The following is a 22,087-nucleotide window of genomic DNA, read 5'->3' on the forward strand; positions in this document are numbered from 1 at the left end:
GCGGAACGGAATGGCTGCGAAGAAAATCAAGAAAGTTTGAGGGGAGACTCGCTTTTTGAGTCTCCCACGCCGAAGGGAATCGTCACCTCAAACGCCGGGAAAATATAACCCCCGTACTACTTTGAGGTCAACCGGTCTCGAAACGAGCGGCTTCAGGACTCGATTCGAGCGCTTCGCAATTCATGCCCTTTGCTCGTGAGGCACCGTCCGCTGGGCAGGTCCCATGACCAGCCGTGGAGATTGCAGGTCAACTTGTCGCCCTCGATGACACCGAATTTCGTCAGATCGGCTTTGAGGTGCGGGCAGCGGCGCTGCAACTTCCAGCCGTCCTTCTCGATGGAAGACGAGTCGTCGTGTGCCTCGGCGAACCACCCGTCAGCGTAGGCAATTCGCTCATCGGTCAGACACTTGAAAAACGTGTACAGGAATTCGTTGTATCCACCGATGCGCCAGGTGGTGAAACGCGTCGAGAGGAAAATTGTGTTGACCCAGTCGGGTTCGTTGTCACGCAGGACCGTTCTGACCAATTCAGGCGCAATCCGGAATCCGTACCGGTATTTGCCTTCTTTTTCTTTCGGTTCCCGAACCGTGCGGTTGGGGAAGTCGAGGACAACGGTCTCCTCGCCCATCACCAATCCGACCGGGTATCCGATGCCGTCGCAGATCAGGTCGCTCTGGGCCATGATCGGCTCGAAGAGCTCCTTGAGGGCGGGCAGCAAGGGGTCGCCGCCGGCAGGGGCCCACGTGGCCTTCTGCGCAGCGATCACCGGAGCGAACTTCTCGGCCATCCGATCGAGGTACGCGGCCTTGTTGGGACCGAAGACCTGCTCCGGCGGGTACGGATGCGACAACTCGTTGAGCTGTGAGCCGGTGATGTCGACGGTGGAGCCCGACACCATCATCAGGCCACGGTGCTTCTCCCCGTCGTCGGTGCCCTTCTCCTTCATCTGGTCCAGAAAGGTCTCCTGGTCCGGGAAGATGCTCGTGGGGTCGTTCTCGATGTCGTTGAGGTAGCGCAGCTCTTCATCGAGGAACATGGGCGGCCCTGCCGACGGGACAACCCAGGTGGCACCGACCTGCTCGATGTACGACCGGGCCCTGTCCATACCGCGCTGGCGCTTCTGGGCAGCGAAATTGGCCTTTGAGCGTTTCGGGATGTCGTACACCATCGGGTACCAGATCGCGCCCGAGTACTGAAGCAGGTGCAGGTCGATGTGACCGAACTGTTCAGCGATTACGTCGAGATCCACAGGCCGTGCATCGTTCATGTTGAAGACGGTGGTCTCACCATCGCTGACCACGAGCCCGCTGTCGCCGATGGGACCGTCAGCCGGCGCCCGCAGTGCGACGATCATCACGTCGAGACTGCCCTTGTCGTTCGTCACGGTGGTCTTCACCGAGTCCTCGGTCTCCACGAACTTCGTGAACCCGAGCTTCTCCAGTTCGCGGCGCAGGTCCGGCACCGGGTAGTCCGGAAGCAGCACGGTCGCGTCTTTGCTGACGTTGTCGCGCAGGTTCTGCTCGTCGAAGTGGTCCCGATGGAGGTGGCTGACGTACAGGTAGTCGCAGTTACCCAGCGCCTTCCAATCCAGCTCACTGTTGTCGGGGAACGGCACCCATGAGGCGAAGTACGCGGGGTTCACCCATGGGTCACACAAGATCGACCCGGCATCAGTCTGGATGTGGAATCCGGCGTGCCCAATGCTCGTGACCTGCACGTGCTGCCTCCAAAATCGTGGTTATTGCTTCAACTTCTGGTTCGTCGCAATGAGAACCAGAGTATCGACCAGTTCCGGGTGGCCCCTCTTTGGCCAACGCTATGCTCGCCGCATGGAACCGGTCTACGACACAGTCATCGCCATCGCCAGATCACTCTGGGCCGCCGAGGGCCTGAAGTTCACCGTGACCGGGGTCGAGAACGTACCGAAGACGGGCGGCGCGGTGGTTGCTATCAACCACACCGGCTACCTCGACTTCACCTACGCCGGCTTGCCTGCGTTTCTGCAGGGTAAACGCAAAGTACGGTTCATGGCCAAAAAGGAGGTCTTCGACCACCGCATCAGCGGGCCGATCATGCGCAGCCTCAAACACATCCCGGTGGACCGCTCGGCCGGCGCGGACAGCTACCGCGCCGCGGTGGAATACCTGCAACGAGGAGAGCTCGTCGGTGTCTACCCCGAAGCGACGATCAGCCGGAGTTTCGAGATCAAGGACTTCAAGTCCGGTGCTGCGCGGATGGCGCTCGAAGCGGGTGTGCCGATCCTGCCGACCGTCATCTGGGGCGCTCAGCGGGTCTGGACCAAGGGCCATCCCAAGCGGCTGGGCCGGACGAACATCCCCATCTCGATAGGTGTCGGAGAACTGATCGCGCCGGATGGTGATCCGGCCTCACTGACCGAGCGTCTGCACAAGACGATGAGTGAGGAACTGCTGACCTTGCAGCAGAATTACGGGCCCCATCCGCAAGGGGAGTTCTGGGTGCCCGCTCGACTGGGGGGTTCGGCGCCCACACTGGAAGAGGCCAACCGGATGGATGCCGAGGACCTGGCCGCCCGGGCGGCCAAGCGCGACGGCGGCGTCTGACCTACTTGTCGCGCTCGGCGCCGAGATTCCATTCCAGGTTCACCGTGGTGCCCTGAGGACTGGGGTTGATGCGCGGATGGTCGGCCAGCGCTTGCATCAGAGGAATGCCGCGACCGCGCAGTCGGTGAGTTGTCGGGTCCGGTTCGCGCCAGTTCCCGTGGTCCTGAACGGTGACGTTCAACTGCTGATCATGCGGATGGTAGGTGGCACGCAGACTCATCGTGCCCGGCTCACGCCCGGAGTAGGCGTGCTCGACGGCATTGGCGAGCGCTTCGTAAACCGCCAACGTGATCGAGTCGGAGAGGTCGCCGACATCGGGTACATGCTCGGCAAGCCATTCAGCGAGCAACTGGCGTAGCGAGGTCGCGGCCGCCGGTTCGGCGGCCACATCGGTATACATGAGCCGTACGCCCTCGGTCGGCGAGTTCGTCATGACTTGATCGGCACCCACAGCTCACTGTTACCCAAGCAGCACCGCTTTTAAGCGGTATAAGGATCGTTGCTCTCTGCGGCGAAGTCCGCAGCTGCGGCCTCGACGGTCGCATACATGAGAATCGTCTCGTCCAAACCGACCAGACGCATGGGCCGCTCGGTGGCCGGGCCATCGGCAACAACGCCGAATTTGCCCGTCGGCGCGATGTTCTCGTGGGCGGTGACCAGGGCGGCCATGCCCGCCGACGACAGGAAATCGACTTCGGTGATGTCGATGATGAGTCCGGCCGGCACACCACTGATCGCCTCGCGAACGGCGTCTGCCAGCTGCGGAACGGTGAGGATGTCGATACTTCCGCGCACGGTCAACACCACCAGTCCGCCTTTTCGGTCTGCGGCGATGGTCAGTCCGGTGCCCGGCAACTCGTGACCTTCGCGGGCGACTTGCGCTTGCCCGTCGATCGATTCCATCGATTCCCCTTGCTCAATGGTGTCTTCTACCGTGCGCGCGATCCAGGAAGTCCAGACAGCACGCACCCCCGGCTTCTAGCTGAACCGACTAGTCCATATTTGCACAGCTTGACCACACGGCAACCAATTGGTTGCCGCATTCGCCGAACCCATGTTCGCAACCCGCAGCGGACGGCGGCGTTTCGTGTCGTGTTGGTCGGGGTATCACGTTGTGTGGCTGTGCGGCGACGGGTCGATCAGACCTAGAGAAGGCGCGGCACGATCGAGGTCCGACCGCGGGCCATCGCCAAGAGTCAGGAGCATGGAGCGTCAATGACCGCTGTCCGAACACTGTGTTCAGAAGGTGCACTACCGAGACGGCACCGGCGATGAACGAAGAATCGCTGTCCATCGCACTGATCGCATCGCATCGCTATCCGATCGCAGAACCATTTGCGGGCGGGCTCGAAGCCCACGTGTGGCACCTGGCCAGGGCCCTGTCGAGTCGCGGTCACCATGTGGCGCTGTTCGCAGCTGCGGGATCGGATCTGGGCATCGACCACTCGCTGCTCGATGTGAGCGAGTTCGACCCGAGCCCGGCGGCACAACGCGACACGTCGATGCCGGAGCCAGGCTTCATGGCTGCACATCACGCCTATCTGGAACTGATGATGCGCCTGGGCCGCGATGCCGAGTTCGACGTCATCCACAACCACAGCCTCCACTATCTGCCCATCGCATTGGCCCGCACCGCGACAGCGCCGGTCCTGACAACCCTGCACACCCCGCCGACGCCGTGGCTGGAATCCGCGATCGAGGTGAACACCGAGAACACCCGGTTCGCCGCGGTCAGCGAGCACACCGCCCGGTCGTGGGGCCACGTTGCGCAGGACATCGAGGTAATCAGCAACGGGGTTGATCTGAGTCTCTGGCCTGCGGGTACCGGCGGCGACGACCTCGTGTGGATCGGCAGGTTCGTACCGGAGAAGGGCGCACACCTCGCTGCCCTCGCCGCCGACCGGGCCGGTCTCGGACTCCGGCTGGCCGGGCCCATCAGCGACCGGGAGTACTTCGACCGTGAGATCAGCCCGTTGCTCACCGATCGCATCCGGTACGTCGGCCACCTCGACCAGAGCGCATTGGCGACGGTGGTCGGCTCATCGGCCGCCACCCTGGTGACACCCCTGTGGGACGAGCCCTACGGCCTGGTGGTGGCGGAGTCGCTCGCGTGCGGGACCCCGGTCGCGAGCTTTCGGCGCGGGGGCATCCCGGAGATCGTCGGCGATGACGGCGGGGTGCTGGCGGACTCCTATGACGTCGACTCGCTGGCAGTCGCGGCACGCCAGGCGATGACTTTGGATCGACAGGTCGTGCGCGCCCGAGCCGAGAGTCACTGTGCCGAGGGCGCCATGGTGGATCAGTACATGTCGCTGTACCGACGGCTGGCCGGTCACACCCATCTGGCCGCATGATCGGCTACTACGTCCACCACCAGGGCCACGGCCACCGCAATCGGGCAGCGTCTATCGCCCGGGCGATGCGAACACCCGTCACCGCTTTGTCGTCGGCTCCAATCGAACCCGGTGTGTTCCAGCACGTTGTCGAGTTGGACCGCGACGACCTCGGGGAGCGTCGCGATGTGACCGCATCCGGAATGGTGCACTGGGCGCCGATCCGAGATCCGGGGATGCGAGGCCGGATGGCTCAGCTGGCCGCCTGGGTGGAGGAGACAGACCCGGCTGCACTCGTCGTGGACGTGTCGGTAGAGGTCGCGGTGTTCGCCCGGCTGCTCGGTGTTCCGGTGATCGTGGTGGCGATGCCCGGCGCTCGCGACGATTCGCCACACCAGCTGGCCTATGGGATGGCTGATGCGATCATCGCGCCGTGGCCGGAAGCGGTCCATGCGCCGGACTGGTTGCGACCGCACCTGCACAAGACCACCTTCACCGGCGGCATCAGCAGGTTCGCCGGCCGCGCCCGGTGTCCTGAGGACGCCGAACGGTCTGATGTCCTCGTGATGACCGGGTCCGGCGGAACCCGCATCTCGGCTCAAGCAGTCGATGCCTGCCGGTCTGCGTATCCGGACATGGCGTGGCGTTTCGCCGGCGGACCCGACAGTTGGCTGGCCGATCCTTGGCCCGCCATGTGCAACGCCGGGGTAATAGTGGGCAACTCCGGCCAGAACACCGTCGCCGACCTGGCGGTCGCTGCCAGGCCGGCCATCGTCATCGCCGAAGACCGGCCCTTCGGAGAACAGCGGGCCGTCGCCGAGATGCAGCGGGTGCTGCAGTTGGCCACGGTGGCATCGGCGTGGCCAGAGACCTCGGCATGGCCGGCGTTGTGCGCGGCTGCGGCGCAGACACCCTCGCACCGCTGGTCCCGGTGGGAGACAGAAGGTGCCGCTGGGCGCGCCGCAGATGTGATCGAGGACGTCGCCCTGAGATGGACATGACCGTCGCCGTGCTCACGATCGTGAGTGGCCGGCACCGGCATCTACGGGCCCAATTATGCGCTCTCGCGGCCACTTCCGAGCGACCCGACCTTCACGTGGTGGTCGCCATGGACGATCCCGACATCGCTGAAAAGGTCGACCTGGGTGAGGCAGTGGTCGCACACGTCGCACGCGTCGACGGCAGGCTGCCGCTCGCGCTCGCGCGCAACACTGCCGCGGCGATCGCCCGTGACCGCGGCGCCGACCTGCTGGTCTTCCTCGATGTCGACTGCATCCCCGCGCCCGATCTCGTGTCCCGATACAAGGCCGCCGTCCAGCGCCGGGCTGGAGAACGCCTGCTGTTCTGTGGGCCGGTCACGTATCTCGACGACCGGGCTTCCGAAGTGGCACGTGGCGGGGGTGACCTCGCGTCGCTGACGGCGCCCCACCGCGCGCGGCCGAACCCACCAGCCGGGTCCGTGGAGCTCGGCACCGACATGAATCTGTTCTGGTCGTTGTCCTTTGCTGTCACCGCAGCCAACTGGACACGGATCGGCGGCTTCTTTGACGGGTACACCGGTTACGGCGGGGAGGACACCGACTTCGCCCAGATGGCGGCATCCCAGCGATTCGAGATCGCCTGGGTAGGTGGTGCCCATGCCTATCACCAGTTCCACCCCGTCTCGAACCCGCCGGTGGAGCACCTCGACGACATCTTGCTCAACGCCGACATCTTCCACCGCCGCTGGGGATGGTGGCCGATGAACGGTTGGCTGGATGGCTTCGCCGAACTCGGACTGGTCGTGTTCGACAACGAGCGCAATCGTTGGGTGCGGAGCTGACGAGAAGGCACGCTCGAGTACCTCACCACCGGAGATTTCGTCGAGGCCACATTCGAGAACTGGGAGTCTGAGTTCCTGCAGATGGGCATGTACGTGGTGCTCACAGCATTTCTGTACCAAAAGGGTTCGTCCGAATCGAAGCCCACCGATGGGTCGGCGCCGCAGGATGCCGATCCGCGTGACGCGGCCGACGGCCTCCGGGCGCCATGGCCGGTCCGTCGCGGTGGTTGGACGTTGTCGCTGTGCCAGAACTCCCTGGCCATCGTGTTCTTTGTGCTTTTCTTCGCTTCACTTGCTCTGCACGCCCTCGGCGGTGCCCGCGCACACAGTTCAGAGCTCGAACAGCACGGGCAGCCCGCCGTCTCGGTGTGGGAGTATCTGGCCACCTCGCAGTTCTGGTTCGAGTCGATGCAGAACTGGCAGAGCGAGTTCATCGCCGTGGCGGCAATTGTGGGTCTGTCGGTGTACTTCCGGCAGCGATCTTCGCCGGAATCCAAACCTGTTGCCGCGCCGCATGATGAGACCGGCGCCTGAAGCGTTCACACCCCCGATCGCTCTCATGTGTCGTCGGACGGCCTGACCTGCGCCAGCTTCTGTTTTGCGGTGTTCTTCACCACCTGCCACGCGTCCTGGTCACCCTTGATGAGCGCGCTGCCCAGTGACTTTGCCTGCTCGAGCGTTGCGGGCGGCGGTATGGGTGGGACGTTCGGGTCGCATCGGACGTCGAGCAGTGCCGGTCGGTCGGCCGCGAGGGCGGCGTCCCAGGCAGGCCCGATCTCCTCGGTGGTGTCGACATTGATACCGAGAAGCCCGATGCCGCGGGCGAATTCGGCATAGTCCATGTCGGGCAGCGACTGCGACTCGACGAACTTGGGGGTTCCCTCCATCGCGCGTTGTTCCCACGTGACCTGGTTGAGGTCGTTGTTGTGCAGCACCACCACGATCAACCGTGGGTCGGCCCACTGCTTCCAGTACCGGGCGATGGTGAGCATCTCGGCGAGACCGTTCATCTGCATCGCGCCATCGCCTTCGAATGCGATTCCGGGCCGGTCGGGATGGGCCCATTTCGCCCCGATGACGTACGGCACCGCAGGCCCCATCGTTGCCAGTGTCCCCGACAGTGAGCCGCGTACCGAACCGCGGAACTTGAGGTGGCGCGCATACCAATTGGCGGCGCTTCCTGAGTCGGCGGTGATGATGGCGTTGTCCGGCATCCGCTCCGACAGCTCGTGGAACATCCTGATCGGATTGGTCGGTTCGGCGTCGGTGGTGGCCTGGCTCTCGGCCATCGTCCACCACTGGTCGACGTTCGACTCGATGGTCTCCCGCCAGCTGCGGTCTTCCTTGCGATGGAGCAACGGAATGAGTTGTCGCAGCGTGGTCTTCGCGTCACCGACAATGTTCAATTCGTAGGGGTAGCGCATTCCGATCCACTTTCCGGATCGGTCGATCTGAACGGCCCTGGCCTGGTCGAGTTCGGGCAGGAACTGGCTGTAGGGAAAGTTCGACCCCACCGTCAGCAGCGTGTCGCAGTCGTTCATCATCTGGTAGCTGGCTGTGGTGCCCAGCAGTCCGACCGATCCGGTGACCCACGGAAGATCATCCGGCAGAACATCTTTCCCGAGCAGTGCCTTCGCGCATCCCGCGCCCAGGAGGTCGGCCACCTCGGTGAGTTCCCCGACGCAGTCGCGCGCGCCCTGACCGATCAGGATGGCAACACGCTCGCCGGCGTTGAGGAGGTCCGCGGCCTGCTGCACCGCGGCCGGATCGGCGGCGGGCGCGCCGGGTGAGAGCCCCAGGCTCGACGGCACGTGCTTGAACTCGTGCTGTGGCGGCGTGTGTTCGAGTTCGAACACATCCGACGGGAATATCAGCGCCGTGGGTGCCCGCTCGGACAGGGCGATCCGGATCGCGCGGTCGATGAGATTGGGTATCTGCTCTGGCACGGTGCACATCTGGACGTAATCACTGCAGACGTCCTTGAACAGCGAGAGCATGTCGATCTCCTGCTGGTATGACCCGCCCATGGCGCTGCGTTCGGTCTGCCCGACCAGTGCCAGTACCGGCACGTGGTCGAGCTTCGCGTCGTAGAGTCCATTGAGCAGGTGTATACCGCCGGGACCACTTGTGGCCGTGCACAATCCGATCTGTCCGGAGAACTTCGCATAACCGACCGCCTGAAAAGCCGACATCTCCTCGTGGCGGGACTGGACGAACTGGGGAGAATTGTCGGCCCGACCCCAGGCGGCCAGCAACCCGTTGATGCCGTCGCCCGGATAGCCGAAGACCTGCCCGATGTTCCACTGCCGTAGACGTTTCAGGACGACATCGCCGACCGTTGCTGACATGGCTCTCCCTGTGGTGCGTGAATCACTCTCCGTGCCGGCCGCATACCCGTCCGGCAGCTCGCTCACACCCGCGTGCAGAGGTCGCGCCACCTTAGGGCCGTTACCCTGAGCCCATGGAACCGGTATTCCGGGCGCTCGAGATCACCGCGAAGACCCTGGTAAAGGTGCAGGGCCTGAAGCTCACGTTTCTTGATCTCGACAGGTTGCCCGCCGCCGGCGGAGTGGTTCTCGCGATCAACCACACCGCTTACGTGGACTTTCTGCCCGCAGCACTGGCGTCCACCACCGGGGCCGCCGCGTGCGTTTCATGATCAAGTCGGAGATGCAGCAGATCGCGATCATGCGGTTCCTCATCAAACACACCAGGACGGTGCCGGTGGACCGGTCCGCTGGCGCGCAGGCGTACGAACTCGCAGTGCAGGCCCTGCGCGATGGTGAGGTGGTGGGTGTGTATCCGGAGGCCACGATCAGTCGGAGTTTCGAGATCAAGACCTTCAAGTCGGGCGTCGCGCGGATGGCGATGGATGCCGAGGTGCCGATCGTGCCTGTCATCGTCTGGGGCGCTCAGCGGATCGCCACCAAGGGTGGACCGAGGAATCTCGGTCGTAGCCGCACACCGATCATCGTGCAGTTCGGTGACCCGATCGCGCCGGGTGGAGGGGATGCGATCGAGGCCCGTCGACTGGCCGACCATCTGCGGTCGACGATGCAAGGCATGCTCGCGGACGTCCAGGAACGCTACGGCGAACACCCCGCGGGTGCGTATTGGGTGCCGGCCCGGCTCGGCGGCGGCGCGCCCACGATGGCCGAGGCGGACGCACTGGACGCAGCCGATTCGGCCGCCCGGCGCGACAAGCGGCAAAATGGATGAAATGCCCCAATTGGATGAATCGCCGTCAGAGTTCGCCGGGCCTCCCACGCTGATCGCCAGCGACGTCGATGGAACCCTCATCGACAACCAGAACACCGTTCCCGAGCTCGTGCGAACGATGATCACCAAGGCGACGGCGGCGGGTGCGACGTTTGTCATCGCGACCGGCCGTCCGCCGCGGTGGATAGCCGAGATCACCGACCAACTCGAGGTCGAGCCGCTTGCCGTGTGCGCAAACGGGGCGATCGTCTATGACGTCGCCACCGACCAGGTGCTGCATTCGGCGACGCTCGGAGCTCCGGTGCTCGAGCAGCTCGCCGCGCTCGCCTACGAGCAGATCCCGGGGTGCGGTCTGGCGGTCGAGCGGGTGGGCAAGAGTGCACACGATGCGGCGACGCCCCCGTTTGTCGCGACCGCTGGTTATCAGCACGCGTGGCTCAACCCCGACCACATCGAGATGAGTGAAGCGGACGTGCTGTCGGAGAACGCGGTGAAGATGTTGGTCCGGCGTCCCGAACTCAGCAGCGACGAGATGGCGCGGCGTCTGGAGGCGGTGGTGGGCGACCTCGCCGACGTCACGTTCTCCACCGACAACGGGCTCATCGAACTCTCGGCACCCGGCGTCAGCAAGGCCAGCGGGTTGCGCACGCTGGCCGAGCTGAAGGACCTACCGACCGGAGCGTCGATCGCGTTCGGCGACATGCCCAACGATGTCGAGATGTTGCGTTGGGTCACCCGAGGTTTTGCGATGGCCGGTGGCCATCCCGCCGCCATCGCCGCGGCAGACGAGATCGCGCCCGACAACAACTCCGGCGGGGTGGGCCAGGTACTGGCCCGCTGGTTCTAGCGGCGAACCCGACCGCGCGCGGCCCCGAGCGTCGCGCACTGGTGTGAACCGTTGCGCGACAGCCGGAACCGTGCGTCGGGTGTCAGCCTGCCGGCGGTGCGGTCGGTACCGCGGCCGCCTCGCGCTGCGCGTCGTAGGTGTCGTTGAACGTGTCGATGTAGGTGCGCAGCACCCGCACGATGCCGGTGACCAGGTTCCACACCAACGTCCCGCCCTGGAAACTCTGCGTGACGCCGTCGGGTCCCGTCGCCTCCGATGAGGTGGGCAGGCCCAGCGGGCTGCTTTCGAAGCCCATGGTGGCCCACGCTTTTGCGATGGCGCCCTTGATGATCTGCGCGCCGGTGGACTCCGACCAGTAGATCTTGCCGTTCTCGAAGTCCACGAATTTTGCGCTGCCGTCCGGGGTGGTCTGCTCGGTGGTCACGGCGTTGCCGAGATCACCGGTGGGACCGCCGGTCGCCATCCACTGCTGGGCGATGGCGCCGGTATCGGTGGTGGACAGCACCTGAGGATTCTCGGTACCCGACACCGGACTCTCCACCGGCGCCGCGTCCACCGGAGCGGGAGCGGCCGGAGGCGCCACGACGGCCGCACCGGAAGCGGCGATCTCGCGGATCTGCGGCAGCGCCTCATATGCGAGGTTGCCCGGGCATTCGGTGGAGTAGAAGTCGCGGTGCCCGCTGATGATCGGCAGCGTCGCCGTCTCACCGGCCGCGAACAAGGCTCCGTCGAAGCCCTGCGACACCACCGAGCCCGTGCCGCGGGGATCCAGGCCCGCCAGTCGTAGACGCCAGCCCAGGAAAGACCCTGCAGCAGCCAGCATCTCGGGTGAGGGAGCCATCTCGTTGAGATTTCCCATCAGCGACAGGCCCATCGTGTCCTTGTTGAAGCCGCCGGTGTGGGTGCCCTGGACGTTCTTGTCCAACCCGCCCGCGGTGCCTTCGAAGATCTGACCGTACTTGTCGACCAGCACGTTGTAGCCGATGTCGCACCAGCCCAGCGTCTGCGCGTGGTAGGCGTAGATACCGCGCACGATCTCGGCGGACTGCTCGCGGGTGTAGTCGTTCGTCCCCGCAGTGTGGTGCACAACAGTCTCTTTGAGGGTGTCGTCGTACGTCGGCTCGGAGCACCGGATGGATTCGTCGGCGCCCCATTGCGCTCGGGTGATCACCTGGGGGGTGGCCGACGGCGCCGCCACAACGGGCGGAGCGGGCGCCGCTGCGGGTGCGGCGGGATCAGCCGCCAAGGGCTGCGATCCCAGGACCGCACCGGTGCCGGGTGTGATCAGTGCGGCGCTGATGGTCGAGATCGCTTGCTGCAGAGCATTTTGTCCGGGTGCACCGGTGGTGGTGAGAAGCGGTTCCTGTTTGGGCGTGAATGCCTGGGGCACCACCTCACCCGGCATCGCCGTCGAAGTGGGGATCGAGGTGTCGGTGCGTTTGGGAACCGGGGGAGTGGTGAACGTCGTGGAGGTTGTGGTCGGCGCGCTCCCGGCGGGATCGGTTGTGGTGGCCGGCGCTGATCCACCCGGCGAACTCGTCGCCGACCCTGCGGCCGGCCCGGTGCCGGTGCCGGGGGCAGCAACGCCGTCGTCGGTGACCGCGATCTGTACCAGGTTGGTCTTGCCGACCCATACCGGTTCGGTGCCTTGCTTGTTCGGGTCTTTTGCACTCACGCCGTCGACCCGATCGGCCGAGACCCAGGGCCCCCAGCTGCCGTCGATCTGTTTGGCGCGCACGTACGCGGTGGTGTTGGCGACGCCCTGCCAGGTCAGGCCGACCATGGAGAACGGGTCCTCTTGACCCACCTCTTTCACGATCGCGCCCTCGGGGACGTCGTCCCCGGTCGCCGGGGCCGGGGCTGGGGCACTGCTGGACGCATCTGTCGACGATGGCGCCGAGGGGGAGGTGGTGATGGTTCCCGGTGCGGTGGTCGAGGGGAGCAGGTCGGTCGGCAGAAGGCCGGGTGGGATCTGCAGCGGGATGTCGGGCAGTTTGATGCCCGAGACATCGATCGGGGGCAAGGTCACCCCGGCGTCGGCGAGCCCGGACTTGACCAGGTTCAGCACGATCGTCGGAACCTCGTTGAGGTTGATCTGGTTGATCGTGGTCGCGGTGATGGCGGGCGGCTCGGTCGGGTCGACGGCGAAGTTCGGCGCGCTTCCCCCGACCAGGACTGCAACCGGGCTGGCCACAACGACGGCGGCCACCGTCCCCAGGACGATCGACGGCTTCGGTCGGCGGTAGCGCACGTGGTTCTCCCTTGATTGTCGTAACTGATCGACAGTCTTTTCACCGGCGCCGCCACGCACGCCAAACTGGCGTCTCGTGGGCGACGTCGACTTCCCCATCGACTTGCCAGACGGCCAAATCGTGTCTTCTACGGACACCGAAGTCCACGACCACTCTCGGCGTGGCGTGAAACTCGTGATGCTGTTGTTACTCGATGTGCCTTTTGTGGCCGCTGTTTCTTCACTACTGTCACAACAGTCCCACTAGTCACATGCTCGCGGCTGTCGCGTGCGTTGGACCGCGACCGTGGGCGAGTGACGAGAGGACATCTATGCCGCGCATTCCAGGGCTGTACACAACCCGCCCCATCGGGGGCCGCGATGTGTTCGGCACCGGTCTGCGGCGGACGGCTGCGGCCGGGGTGTCACTGTTGCTCGCCGCCGGCGTGACCATGTGGGCAGTGCCGCAGACGGTGAAATCGAATGTCGATCTCACCGTCGGTGGCGAGGTGACGCTGATCGGACACGGCAACGGCCACGGACGCGGAATGGGTCAGTGGGGTGCGTTCGGCTACGCCAAGCAAGGTTGGTCCTCGACTCAGATCCTGAGTCACTACTACGGCGGCACCTCCGCGGGGAAGGTGGACAACGTCGACGTCTCGGTAATTCTCACAGGCGAGTCGTCGGTCAATGTCTTCGCGGATGCCGGCCTGAAGGTCGGTGAGGTGGCGGTGGCGCCCGGACAAGCAGTCAGTTTGTCCGGGTCCACCGCCACCATCACTGATGGATGCGGTGGCGGTGTGGTTCAGACGGTCGAGCTGCCTCGATCGCTGGTGTCGCCCATAACCGCGGGTCCAGGCCGTCCGGTGCCCGAACTGCTGAAGATGTGTGGTTCGAACGAAACCTTCCGGGGCTCACTCGGATTCGACGGGGACCGCGTGATCAACGTCGTGCCGCTGGACGACTACGTGAAGGGTGTCGTCCCCAAGGAGATCATCGTCAGCTGGGCGGATGAGGGCGGCGCCGAGGCGCTCAAGGCCCAGGCGGTGGCCGCCCGTACCTACGCACTTGCGTCCATGGACATCAGCAAGCCCATCGACGACACCCAGAACTCGCAGGTCTACGGCGGTTTCGGTGCCGAAGACCCACGAACGAACGCCGCTGTCGACGCCACCGCCGGTGTGGTCCTCATGAAGGACGGGAAGCCGGCCTTCACCGAGTTCTCCTCCTCAACAGGTGGTGCCACCGACGGTCGGGACTTCCCGGCGGTGCTCGACGAAGGTGACACCATCTCGCCCTACCGCGACTGGACCGCCACGGTGAGCTCGGACAGCATCGCCTCCACCTTCGGAGTCGGGTCGCTCACCGGTTTCGAGGTGATCGAGGCCTACGGCATGGGCGCGGAGAACGGCCGCGCGGCGACGGTTCGGATCAGCGGTACCGGCGGCACTGTCGATGTCCCGGCGCAGGAGGTGCGCACCAAGCTGCAGCTACGTTCGTCGTTCTTCTCAGTCCAGGGTCAGACCACTCCGCCCGCGATCGTCGCCCCTCCCTCCGGCGTCGGTTCCACGCCCACAGGTGGTGTGCCGGCCATCCCGGCGCCGGGCGGAACCCCGGTGCCCACCGGAGAACTGCCGGCAACGCCGGGTACCGGGACGGGAACCGGAGATCTCGTCAGCGAACTGCTGGCACTCGCCGAGGCAGCCATCGGTGGCAAGTTCACCGAACTGGGCGGCAGCTCAGGTGTGCTCGGGGAAGCGCTCGGGCCGATTCTGCCGACCACGTCGGGAACCGGAGCGGTTCAGCAGTTCCAGAACGGCTCGGTGTTCTTCGGTCCCGACACCGGTGCACATGCTCTCGGCGGCCTGGCCCTGCTGAACTTTGCACTACAGGGCGGCGAGAGCGTGCTCGGGCTACCGCTCGAGGACTCGTTGAGCACCCTGCTCGGGCCGGTCACCCAGGTCTTCCAGAGCAAGTTCGCCGGTGGCATCCTCGAAGTCGATCCCGCCACCGGCCAGGCCTCTCGCAAGTAGGTGTTCGCCCGCGGCACCGCGTTTCGGCAGCCGCGCAAACGGGCATTCGGTGTCCATGAGTATTGAAGACGGTCCTGGCGACACCCTGAGCCCAAGCGAGAGCCTTGACTCCGACGACCTCAAGAACCATGGTGACGACGATGTCGTCGATCCCCCGGAGCATTGGGCGGAAGCCGACAAGTTCGGCACCACGCACAGTGAGGAACGCGAAGGCGAGTCCCTCGACGAGCGCATCGCCGAAGAAGTCCCGGACGTGCAGCCCGAGGAACAACCCGAGGTACCTGTCGCCGCCGCTCCCGACGACGAACTGACCGAGAAGCTGGTCGACGAGGTGATCGATGATCAGGGACCCGACGACAACGTCCTCGCCGACGGAGTGCAGGAACTGGAGACCGACGACGGTCTGATCGTCCACGACGGTAGTTCGCGAGTGCAGGGACAGGGTCAGGCATTTCCCGACGACGGCGATTCGCTGTTCCAGGAAGTCGACTGAACCCCCACATTTTTCTTTTCGACCAAGCAGTCCGCCCGCCGGCATGTGCCGACGGGCGGATTGCTTTTTGTTGGACTGCCTTTGTTGGACTCGGTACCGGAGAGCCGACTCAGCAGAGACAGATGCCGGCCGACTGCAGCCACGCTGTGAAGGCCGCCTGATCAGGACTGGTGGTTACCCACCAGGTCACCGTCGAGTTGGCCTCGGAGTACACGAAGTACCCGGTGCCGCCGTTGTCCATCGCGGCGAAGTACGCATACGTGGTGCCGCCATCAAAAGGCCGGGAGAACAACTCCGACGAGTTGCCTTCGGCGTACTCCTTGTCGGCTATTGCCTTGATGTTCGAGTCCGACGACTCGATGATGACGATGCTCTCGGCGCGCACCGCCCCGGTTCCGTCGGCCACGACCGCGGGCGCCGGTTCGCAGACGATCGCGGCCAACGCGTAGTCCGGTCGCGACTTCTCACCACATGTGGTGATGTCGACGAGATCGGTGTTCGCATCGGCCAGCGCCTGATCGTCCGTGTCGAGTGACGTTGCGGCGGTGGAGGTCTCGGTGGTCGGCTGTGTGCGTCGCGTGGTTGTTGTGGTTGTTGTCGTCGAGGTTGTGGAGGACTGGCCCGGTTGTGCTTTCGGGTCGTCGTCGCCTCCGGAACTCGCCAGGGCCACACCGAGGATGACCACCACCAGGACAACAACCACGGCTGCGATGGCGGCGATGGCGATGTTCCGGTTGCGGTTGGGATTCGGTGGAGTGGCCGGCGTAGCCCCGCCGTACGGGGGCTGACCACCGGAACCGTACAACGGACCCGAGTTATGCTGGACGGCAGGACCGTACGGCGACCCCTGGCCGAACGGGGCCTGTCCGTAGGCGGCTTCTTGGCCGTAGGTACCGGCCTGCCCGGCCGCGTAGGGGCCGGCTCCTGCACCGTCGTAGGGGTTCTGGGCGTAACCACCGGACTGCCCGGCCGGAGCGCCCCACGACGGCGGCGGTTCGATTCCCGTAGGAATCGGTGCCTGTTGGGTGGGTGGGAACTCCGGGGCCGATGGGGTGGACTGGGCCGGCCGGGGAGGCTCGGGTGTTTTCGACAGGGGCACCGGGACAATGGGCGGTATCGGTGCGCCGGGCAAAGCTGAAGCCGATCCCTCTTGTTGTCCGACAACTGATTCCAGGGCACCGAGGGCCACGACGGTCTTCGGGTTGTCGAGTGTGGCGACGGTGCCGAGCTCGCCGATTCGTTGGTGCACCAGCGGCACCCGGGATGATCCGCCGGTGAGATAGATCCGGACGTCGCGGCCGGCTCCGGCGCGGGCCAGCGTGCGGGAGGTCAACTCCACCACGGCATCGACGTTCTGTGAGATGAGCTGTTCGAACTCACCCCTGGTGAGTTCGAGGGTGGCATCGTGGCCACCGGCGCTGATGTTGATGACGGCCCGAGGTGACTCCGAGAGCAATTCCTTGGCCCGCCGGATGTTGTCGTCGACCGCTCGCTTGGTGGACAGATTGGCACCCGTGCGCAGGTACTCCAGCAGTTCGGGGTTCCGTGAGGTGAGTTGCTTGTCCACCCAACGCCGGATCATCGCGTCGAGGTTCTTGCCACCCAGACCGTTGTTGCCGTCGTGGGCAACGAGGTCGATGGGCCCGGCGCCGCCCGCGGCTCCCGCCCCGAGCTTGACCACCGCCACATCGCATGTCCCGCCGCCGTAGTCGACGACCACAACCGTGGTCGAGCCCGCGTTCGCGGCGTCGCCGATCGCGCTGGTGTAGTGGGCGATGGCTGCGCGCGGCTCGGAGATCAGGGTGACCGCGGATCGATCGAAGCCGATCAATTCGGCAGCGCGGGTGAGGATGTCGATCTCCTCGGGCGACCACGCCACGGGGTGGGTGAGGATCAATCGCGTCGGCCTGGTGCCACCGCGCCTCTCCGACGCGCGTGTCAGAGCCGAATTGAGCACGGCCGCAATGAGATTCTCCAACGGCAGGTCAAGATTGCCGACCGGAACGGTTCCGGCGTTGATGTGCCGCTTGGGATGGGTGATGAACGCCGCCGGGTTGTTGCCGGCCTGATTGACCGCGGCCTCGCCGACCACGATGTTGCGGTAGGAGTCCGCGTAGACCGACGACGACATGATGTCGCTGTTGTGCGAGAGCGGCACCACCTGCGGCGTGCCGTGCCCGGGCTCGTAGGCGGCCGCCGCGGTGTTGGACGTGCCGAAGTCGATTGCCAGCCACCATTGGTTCGACATCGGTGATGGGTCCTTCCGGTTTCAGGATTCGGTGTGGGAAATGACGTTTGGGACAGCGGACTCGGCCACCATCAACCTAGTTGATCACGGGCTGACGGCGGCCGATTGTCCTGCTGTCGAATGACCGACGAATGCGGTCCGTGGTGAGGCGGGCGTTGGGCGCTCGTCAGAGAACCGTGAACCCGTCGGGGATACCGTTTTGATCGGAGTCGGTGACCGACAGGTCGTGCACACCGTCTTGGTCCAGGTCGGCGAAGACGGTGTCCGCCGTCCCGTCCTGGTCGAGGTCGGACAGGCTGGTCTCGCTGAACCCGTCACCGTCGGTGTCGTAGGCGATGGTCTCGGCTTCCCCGTCTTCGGTGAAGTCCTGGACGATCGTGTCGCCGACGTTGTCGCCGTCGGTGTCGAGCAGCGCGGACTCGGAGTAACCGTTCCCGTCGAAGTCCGCTGTTTCGACGACATAAGGCGGTTCGTCGACGTAGGGCGGCTCGACGACGTCGGAGTTGCCACCGTGCTCGGCCGGGGGATCCTGCGGGGACGGCTCGGGGTGGACCGAATCAGACATGGTTCACAGCTCCTGTGATCGTTCGCGGATCTAAAGAGCGCTGGTGTCCGGCGTTTCGACGGTGGCGGGGTCCACCTCGGTCCACTCGTCGGTGGTGATGTCGTGGGTGTACGCGGCGTCGACCTCACCGTCCTGGTTCTCGTCGACAAAGGCCACGTCGTGGACACCGTCGACGTCCTCGTCGACGAAGACCGTGTCGACCTCGCCGTCCTCGTCGGTGTCGGAGACAGCCGTCTCGTGGTGCTCGTCGCCGTCGGTGTCGAAGGCGATGGTCTCTGGCTCGCCGTTCTGGTCGTAGTCCTGGATGAGTGCGTCGCCGGAACCGTCGGCGTCCACATCGATCAGGGCTGACTCGACGACTCCGTCGCCGTCGATGTCGAAGACCTCCAGGACGGTGGCGTCTTCGGCGATTTCGGGGATGCTGTTGTCGGACATCGGGTTCTCCTTGTATGCGGGGCGGGTGCAGGCCGTGGTGGCTTTGCTGTGTTGTGAATAGGAGAAACCCGGTGGCGTAAATGTTCCGGCTGATCGGAGAAAAATCTCAGAAGAATTTTGCAGCCCGGTGGGTGGAGCCGGGAGAACTCAGTGCGGGCCGCGCGACAGGGCGAAGTCAGCGGCCGCCTCGATGCCGTCGTTCCAGGGTTCGCCGTGTCCTGGCAGCACCACCGATGCGTGCGTATCGGCTAGTCTTTTGACCGAGTCCAGGGCGCGACCACTGTCTGCTGTCGCGGCACCGGCAACGATCTGTGGTCCGGTCTGGGCGGTGTACGGATCGAGTGTGACCAGTGCGTCGCCGGCGATCAGGGCGTCGCGGTCGGGGAAGTGCAGAGCGATGTGACCGACGGTGTGGCCCGGCGTCGGGATGACCACCGGCGCCCCGGGTAGCACCTGGTCGGTGGTCATCGGACTCGGATCGAGTACCCCGCGAACCATCAGTGCCCCGGCCACGGTCATCCGCCCGAGCGCGGGGATGGATGCCGGATACCGAAGTGGATAGAGCAGCCGCGACTTCTCGTGCTGGTAGCGGTAGGGATGTCGAGCGAGCCGTTCGTCGTCGGTGTGCACCCACACCGGCACATTCCACTCTTTCTGCGCCCGCCGTGCGGTGCCCACGTGGTCGAAGTGCGCATGGGTGAGCACAATCCCTTCGACCGAGTCGGGCTTGCGGCCCAGTTCGTCGAGGGCTGAGATCAGGTGCGGCCACACCCGGGGCAACCCGGAGTCCACGATCAGCACCCGATCGTCGTACTCCACGAGATACAGATTCGTGAAGGCGTAGGTCAACATGTGGATGCCCGGGGCTACATCTTTGCTCAGCACAGTGCTGCTCCGATCAGAAGTGGTTCTTCAGGGCGTCTCGCGCACGGTCGAGCATCGAGGCGAAGGGGCCTGCGAGAGTGTTGGCGGTCGCCGATTCGACACCGGGATGCGGTCGGGTGGGGGCCATCGCCTCGGCCTTCTTGATCATGCCCCGCATCTTCTTCAGCTCATCGTCACTGAGTTCGGTTGCCAGCGCCGGGAACTCGTGGGCCTCCTCGCGCTCGGCGTGCTCGAGCACTGCCTGTCGGAGTCTCTCGATCTTGGTGATGAACTCGTCGGACGACATGTCGGTGTCTTCCAGGTCGGCGAGCATCTTCTTGGCCGAATTCTCTTCTTCGAGCCGTTCGCCGACGATCCGATCGCCGTCCTCGATCTCTCGTCGAGCCCGTGGATGGACGATCTGCTCCTCGGCCGTCTCGTGCACCGCCAGGAGTCGGCGGAGTTCGACGAAGGCCTCTTCGCGAGCGGCCACGCTGTCCACCGAGACGATGGTTTCGAACAGGCGGCGGATCCGGCTGTGCTGGGCGACGAGGAAATCGATTGCGTCCTGGCCGTTTTCGATGGTTGAGGTCATGATTCGGGCATCTCCTGCCGATGTGGTGTCGGGCGGCTCCCGGCGGAATACCCGGCCTGCGGGGGGCCAAAACCCGCCGGTCCGGCGACGGCTTCTGTCCCACGGGTTGTATCGAGGTGATCAGAGTTCACGTTCTGTTGAGTCCGCGTTCGATCGGCAGATGCATCAAGCTCTTCTGCTCGCGACACAGTCCGAGGATGCGAGTGGTGCAGGTCGCGAACTTCTACGGCCCCCGGTCCGGGGGCCTCCGGACTGCGGTCGATCAGCTCGGGGCCGGGTACTGCGCGGCGGGGCACGACGTGACGCTGATCGTTCCGGGGCCGCTGCACACCGAGGAGATGTTGGCGTCCGGGGTCGTGCGGATCACCGTCCCCGCTCCCAGGGTTGCGTTCACGGGAGGATATCGGGTGGCGCGCATGCGGCCCGTGGTCGATGTCGCCGCCGCCATGCGACCCGACGCCATCGAGGTGTCCGACCGGTTGACGCTGCGTGGCCTCGGGCATTGGGCTAGGCGCCGAGATGTCGCGAGCACGATGATCTCCCACGAACGCCTCGACCGCATGCTCGGTCAGGTGATGCCTGCGCAGGCCGCGCGACGGCTGGCCGACGTGGCCAACCGCCGCACCGCGCAGTCGTACGACACGGTGGTGTGCACCACCGAGTTCGCCCGCGAAGAGTTCGACCGAATCGGCGCGAGCAACGTCAGGCGGGTCCCGCTGGGCGTGGATCTCCGGACCTTTCATCCCGATCGTCGCGACGCCGGCACTCGTGCCCGGTGGGCGAGGACGGATCAGCCGCTGTTGGTCCACTGCGGCCGATTGTCGGTCGAGAAGCACGTGGACGGGAGCATCGACGCGCTTGCTGTGTTGCGCGACAACGGAGTCGACGCCCGGTTGGTGATCGCGGGGGACGGGCCGATGCGAGGTCGGCTCGAGCGCCGCGCCGCCGGTCTGCCCGTCGAATTCGCAGGGTTCATCACCGACCAGCTGGCCCTCGCCCGGCTGCTGGCGTCCGCGGATGTGGCCCTGGCCCCGGGACCGCACGAGACCTTCGGATTGTCGGCGCTCGAATCCCTTGCCTCAGGGACACCGGCAGTCGTCTCCGCCACGTCGGCGCTCGCCGAGGTCCTGGATCGAGAGTGCGGGTTCGTGGCAGAAAATTCGCCCGAGGGTTTCGCCCATGGCATCGGCGATGTGTTGTCCCGGCCCGAGGTCCCCCGCCGCGAGGCCGCCCGGCGGCGCGCCGAAGACTTCGGGTGGCCGCGGGCGGTCCGGGAGATGCTTGCCGCGCTGGCGGTGTGACGGGGCGCTGACGGGGACACCGCAGCACCCCGAGGCCTCACGGCCGGTTCGACCCGTCCAGAACTCTGATCGTCCGAAGCGCCAAGCCCATCGCGGACAGAGCGATGATGGACAACACTGCCACCGACAGAGCCTGGACGTCGGTGATCATCAGGCACAGGACAACCAGGAACAGCACGTTGGCCACCACGGAAACGGTGATCGCCCAGCGTTCCGGACCCAGCGGAGGACGTAAGGACGGCCATGTTGTGAGGCCGGTGCGGAGCGAGCAGTTTGTTCGACTGGATGCGATCGCGGGAACAGGCTGTGGTGCTTGGCCCACTCCGGTGGACGGCGGCATGTACTACTCCTTCCAGGTGCGTTCTGTGCGTTGGCGCGACGCGCGACATACGGCCGAAAGCGGGCAGCGGCGGCGGCCTCGGCATCGACGTCGCGCCATCATTCTTAGCACTCCATGTTCGTGGCTGCCAGCAGCGTGAGAACCCAGTTGTTCTGTCGCGGAGTTGCTTTCGGTGCCGA

The 22,087-nt window shown here is 65.3% G+C and carries 19 protein-coding genes and 2 pseudogenes; 10 read left to right on the top strand and 11 right to left on the bottom strand.

Features of this window, described 5'->3' with window-relative positions; translation table 11 throughout:
• Window positions 1-152 precede the first annotated feature (152 nt).
• A complete protein-coding gene (locus tag KXR83_RS03150; RefSeq protein ID WP_437423550.1) occupies window positions 153-1,718 on the bottom strand; it encodes a Rieske 2Fe-2S domain-containing protein in 1,566 nt (521 codons plus the stop codon).
• 112 nt (window positions 1,719-1,830) lie between these two features.
• On the opposite strand from KXR83_RS03150, the gene KXR83_RS03155 reads away from it, so the two are divergent.
• The gene (locus KXR83_RS03155) at window positions 1,831-2,583 is read left to right on the top strand and encodes a lysophospholipid acyltransferase family protein (RefSeq protein ID WP_023954931.1); all 753 of its coding nucleotides are present in this window, start codon (window positions 1,831-1,833) and stop codon (window positions 2,581-2,583) included.
• 1 nt (window position 2,584) lies between these two features.
• Here the strand turns inward: KXR83_RS03155 and KXR83_RS03160 are convergent, their stop codons facing one another.
• Both KXR83_RS03160 and KXR83_RS03165 read right to left on the bottom strand, forming a co-directional pair.
• On the bottom strand, window positions 2,585-3,016 hold the full coding sequence (locus tag KXR83_RS03160; RefSeq protein WP_099382969.1) for an ATP-binding protein: 432 nt from the start codon (window positions 3,014-3,016) through the stop codon (window positions 2,585-2,587).
• A gap of 47 nt (window positions 3,017-3,063) precedes the next feature.
• Window positions 3,064-3,486, bottom strand: coding sequence for an STAS domain-containing protein (locus KXR83_RS03165; protein ID WP_437423551.1), 423 nt, complete (start codon window positions 3,484-3,486; stop codon window positions 3,064-3,066).
• Between the two features lie 368 nt (window positions 3,487-3,854).
• Here KXR83_RS03165 and KXR83_RS03170 point away from each other — a divergent pair, with 368 nt between their 5' ends.
• The 4 genes and pseudogenes from KXR83_RS03170 to KXR83_RS03185 all read left to right on the top strand — a co-directional run.
• Window positions 3,855-4,937, top strand: coding sequence for a glycosyltransferase family 4 protein (locus tag KXR83_RS03170; RefSeq protein ID WP_437423552.1), 1,083 nt, complete (start codon window positions 3,855-3,857; stop codon window positions 4,935-4,937).
• Complete coding sequence (locus KXR83_RS03175; protein WP_437423553.1) at window positions 4,934-5,917, top strand: hypothetical protein; 984 nt, start codon at window positions 4,934-4,936, stop codon at window positions 5,915-5,917. The genes KXR83_RS03170 and KXR83_RS03175 overlap by 4 nt, the downstream gene beginning before the upstream one ends.
• On the top strand, window positions 5,914-6,738 hold the full coding sequence (locus KXR83_RS03180; protein WP_437423604.1) for a glycosyltransferase family 2 protein: 825 nt from the start codon (window positions 5,914-5,916) through the stop codon (window positions 6,736-6,738). Before KXR83_RS03175 ends, KXR83_RS03180 begins: the two co-directional genes overlap by 4 nt.
• A 21-nt stretch (window positions 6,739-6,759) precedes the next feature.
• A pseudogene (locus KXR83_RS03185) lies at window positions 6,760-7,272 on the top strand (DUF6766 family protein); the annotation flags it as partial.
• A 23-nt stretch (window positions 7,273-7,295) separates the two neighbouring features.
• On the opposite strand, the gene KXR83_RS03190 reads toward KXR83_RS03185, so the two are convergent.
• Window positions 7,296-9,086 (bottom strand): thiamine pyrophosphate-requiring protein, encoded by a 1,791-nt coding sequence (locus KXR83_RS03190; RefSeq protein WP_437423554.1) that lies wholly within the window; start codon window positions 9,084-9,086, stop codon window positions 7,296-7,298.
• Window positions 9,087-9,199: 113 nt separating this feature from the next.
• On the opposite strand from KXR83_RS03190, the pseudogene KXR83_RS03195 reads away from it, so the two are divergent.
• Window positions 9,200-9,957: pseudogene (locus KXR83_RS03195) on the top strand (lysophospholipid acyltransferase family protein).
• Between the two features lies 1 nt (window position 9,958).
• Complete coding sequence (locus KXR83_RS03200) at window positions 9,959-10,804, top strand: HAD family hydrolase (RefSeq protein ID WP_437423555.1); 846 nt, start codon at window positions 9,959-9,961, stop codon at window positions 10,802-10,804.
• Between the two features lie 82 nt (window positions 10,805-10,886).
• Here KXR83_RS03200 and KXR83_RS03205 read toward each other — a convergent pair whose 3' ends face one another.
• A complete protein-coding gene (locus KXR83_RS03205; protein WP_437423556.1) occupies window positions 10,887-13,055 on the bottom strand; it encodes an N-acetylmuramoyl-L-alanine amidase in 2,169 nt (722 codons plus the stop codon).
• 311 nt (window positions 13,056-13,366) lie between these two features.
• Here KXR83_RS03205 and KXR83_RS03210 point away from each other — a divergent pair, with 311 nt between their 5' ends.
• Together KXR83_RS03210 and KXR83_RS03215 are read left to right on the top strand one after the other, a co-directional pair.
• A complete protein-coding gene (locus KXR83_RS03210) occupies window positions 13,367-15,067 on the top strand; it encodes a SpoIID/LytB domain-containing protein (RefSeq protein ID WP_437423557.1) in 1,701 nt (566 codons plus the stop codon).
• A 55-nt stretch (window positions 15,068-15,122) separates the two neighbouring features.
• Window positions 15,123-15,560 carry a hypothetical protein gene (locus KXR83_RS03215; RefSeq protein WP_099382989.1) on the top strand — a complete coding sequence of 146 codons (438 nt, stop codon included), beginning with the start codon at window positions 15,123-15,125 and terminating at the stop codon, window positions 15,558-15,560.
• A 109-nt stretch (window positions 15,561-15,669) separates the two neighbouring features.
• On the opposite strand, the gene KXR83_RS03220 is transcribed toward KXR83_RS03215, so the two are convergent.
• The 5 genes from KXR83_RS03220 to KXR83_RS03240 form a co-directional block, all read right to left on the bottom strand.
• Window positions 15,670-17,808 (bottom strand): Hsp70 family protein, encoded by a 2,139-nt coding sequence (locus KXR83_RS03220; protein WP_437423558.1) that lies wholly within the window; start codon window positions 17,806-17,808, stop codon window positions 15,670-15,672.
• A gap of 166 nt (window positions 17,809-17,974) precedes the next feature.
• Window positions 17,975-18,373 carry a hypothetical protein gene (locus KXR83_RS03225; RefSeq protein ID WP_437423559.1) on the bottom strand — a complete coding sequence of 133 codons (399 nt, stop codon included), beginning with the start codon at window positions 18,371-18,373 and terminating at the stop codon, window positions 17,975-17,977.
• Between the two features lie 30 nt (window positions 18,374-18,403).
• On the bottom strand, window positions 18,404-18,808 hold the full coding sequence (locus tag KXR83_RS03230) for a hypothetical protein (RefSeq protein ID WP_437423560.1): 405 nt from the start codon (window positions 18,806-18,808) through the stop codon (window positions 18,404-18,406).
• A gap of 147 nt (window positions 18,809-18,955) precedes the next feature.
• Window positions 18,956-19,693, bottom strand: a complete 738-nt coding sequence (locus KXR83_RS03235; protein ID WP_437423561.1) for an MBL fold metallo-hydrolase — start codon at window positions 19,691-19,693, stop codon at window positions 18,956-18,958.
• 13 nt (window positions 19,694-19,706) lie between these two features.
• Entirely contained in the window at window positions 19,707-20,270 is a 564-nt protein-coding gene (locus tag KXR83_RS03240) for a hemerythrin domain-containing protein (protein ID WP_437423605.1), read from the bottom strand.
• A gap of 194 nt (window positions 20,271-20,464) precedes the next feature.
• Between KXR83_RS03240 and KXR83_RS03245 the strand changes: the two genes are divergently transcribed.
• Window positions 20,465-21,568: a glycosyltransferase gene (locus KXR83_RS03245; RefSeq protein WP_437423562.1), complete on the top strand. Its 1,104-nt coding sequence runs from the start codon at window positions 20,465-20,467 to the stop codon at window positions 21,566-21,568.
• Between the two features lie 37 nt (window positions 21,569-21,605).
• Here the strand turns inward: KXR83_RS03245 and KXR83_RS03250 are convergent, their stop codons facing one another.
• Entirely contained in the window at window positions 21,606-21,908 is a 303-nt protein-coding gene (locus KXR83_RS03250) for a hypothetical protein (RefSeq protein WP_437423563.1), read from the bottom strand.
• Window positions 21,909-22,087 lie beyond the last annotated feature (179 nt).

The sequence above is a fragment of the Williamsia muralis genome (genome assembly GCF_051487485.1).
GTDB classification, from domain to species: domain Bacteria; phylum Actinomycetota; class Actinomycetes; order Mycobacteriales; family Mycobacteriaceae; genus Williamsia; species Williamsia muralis_B.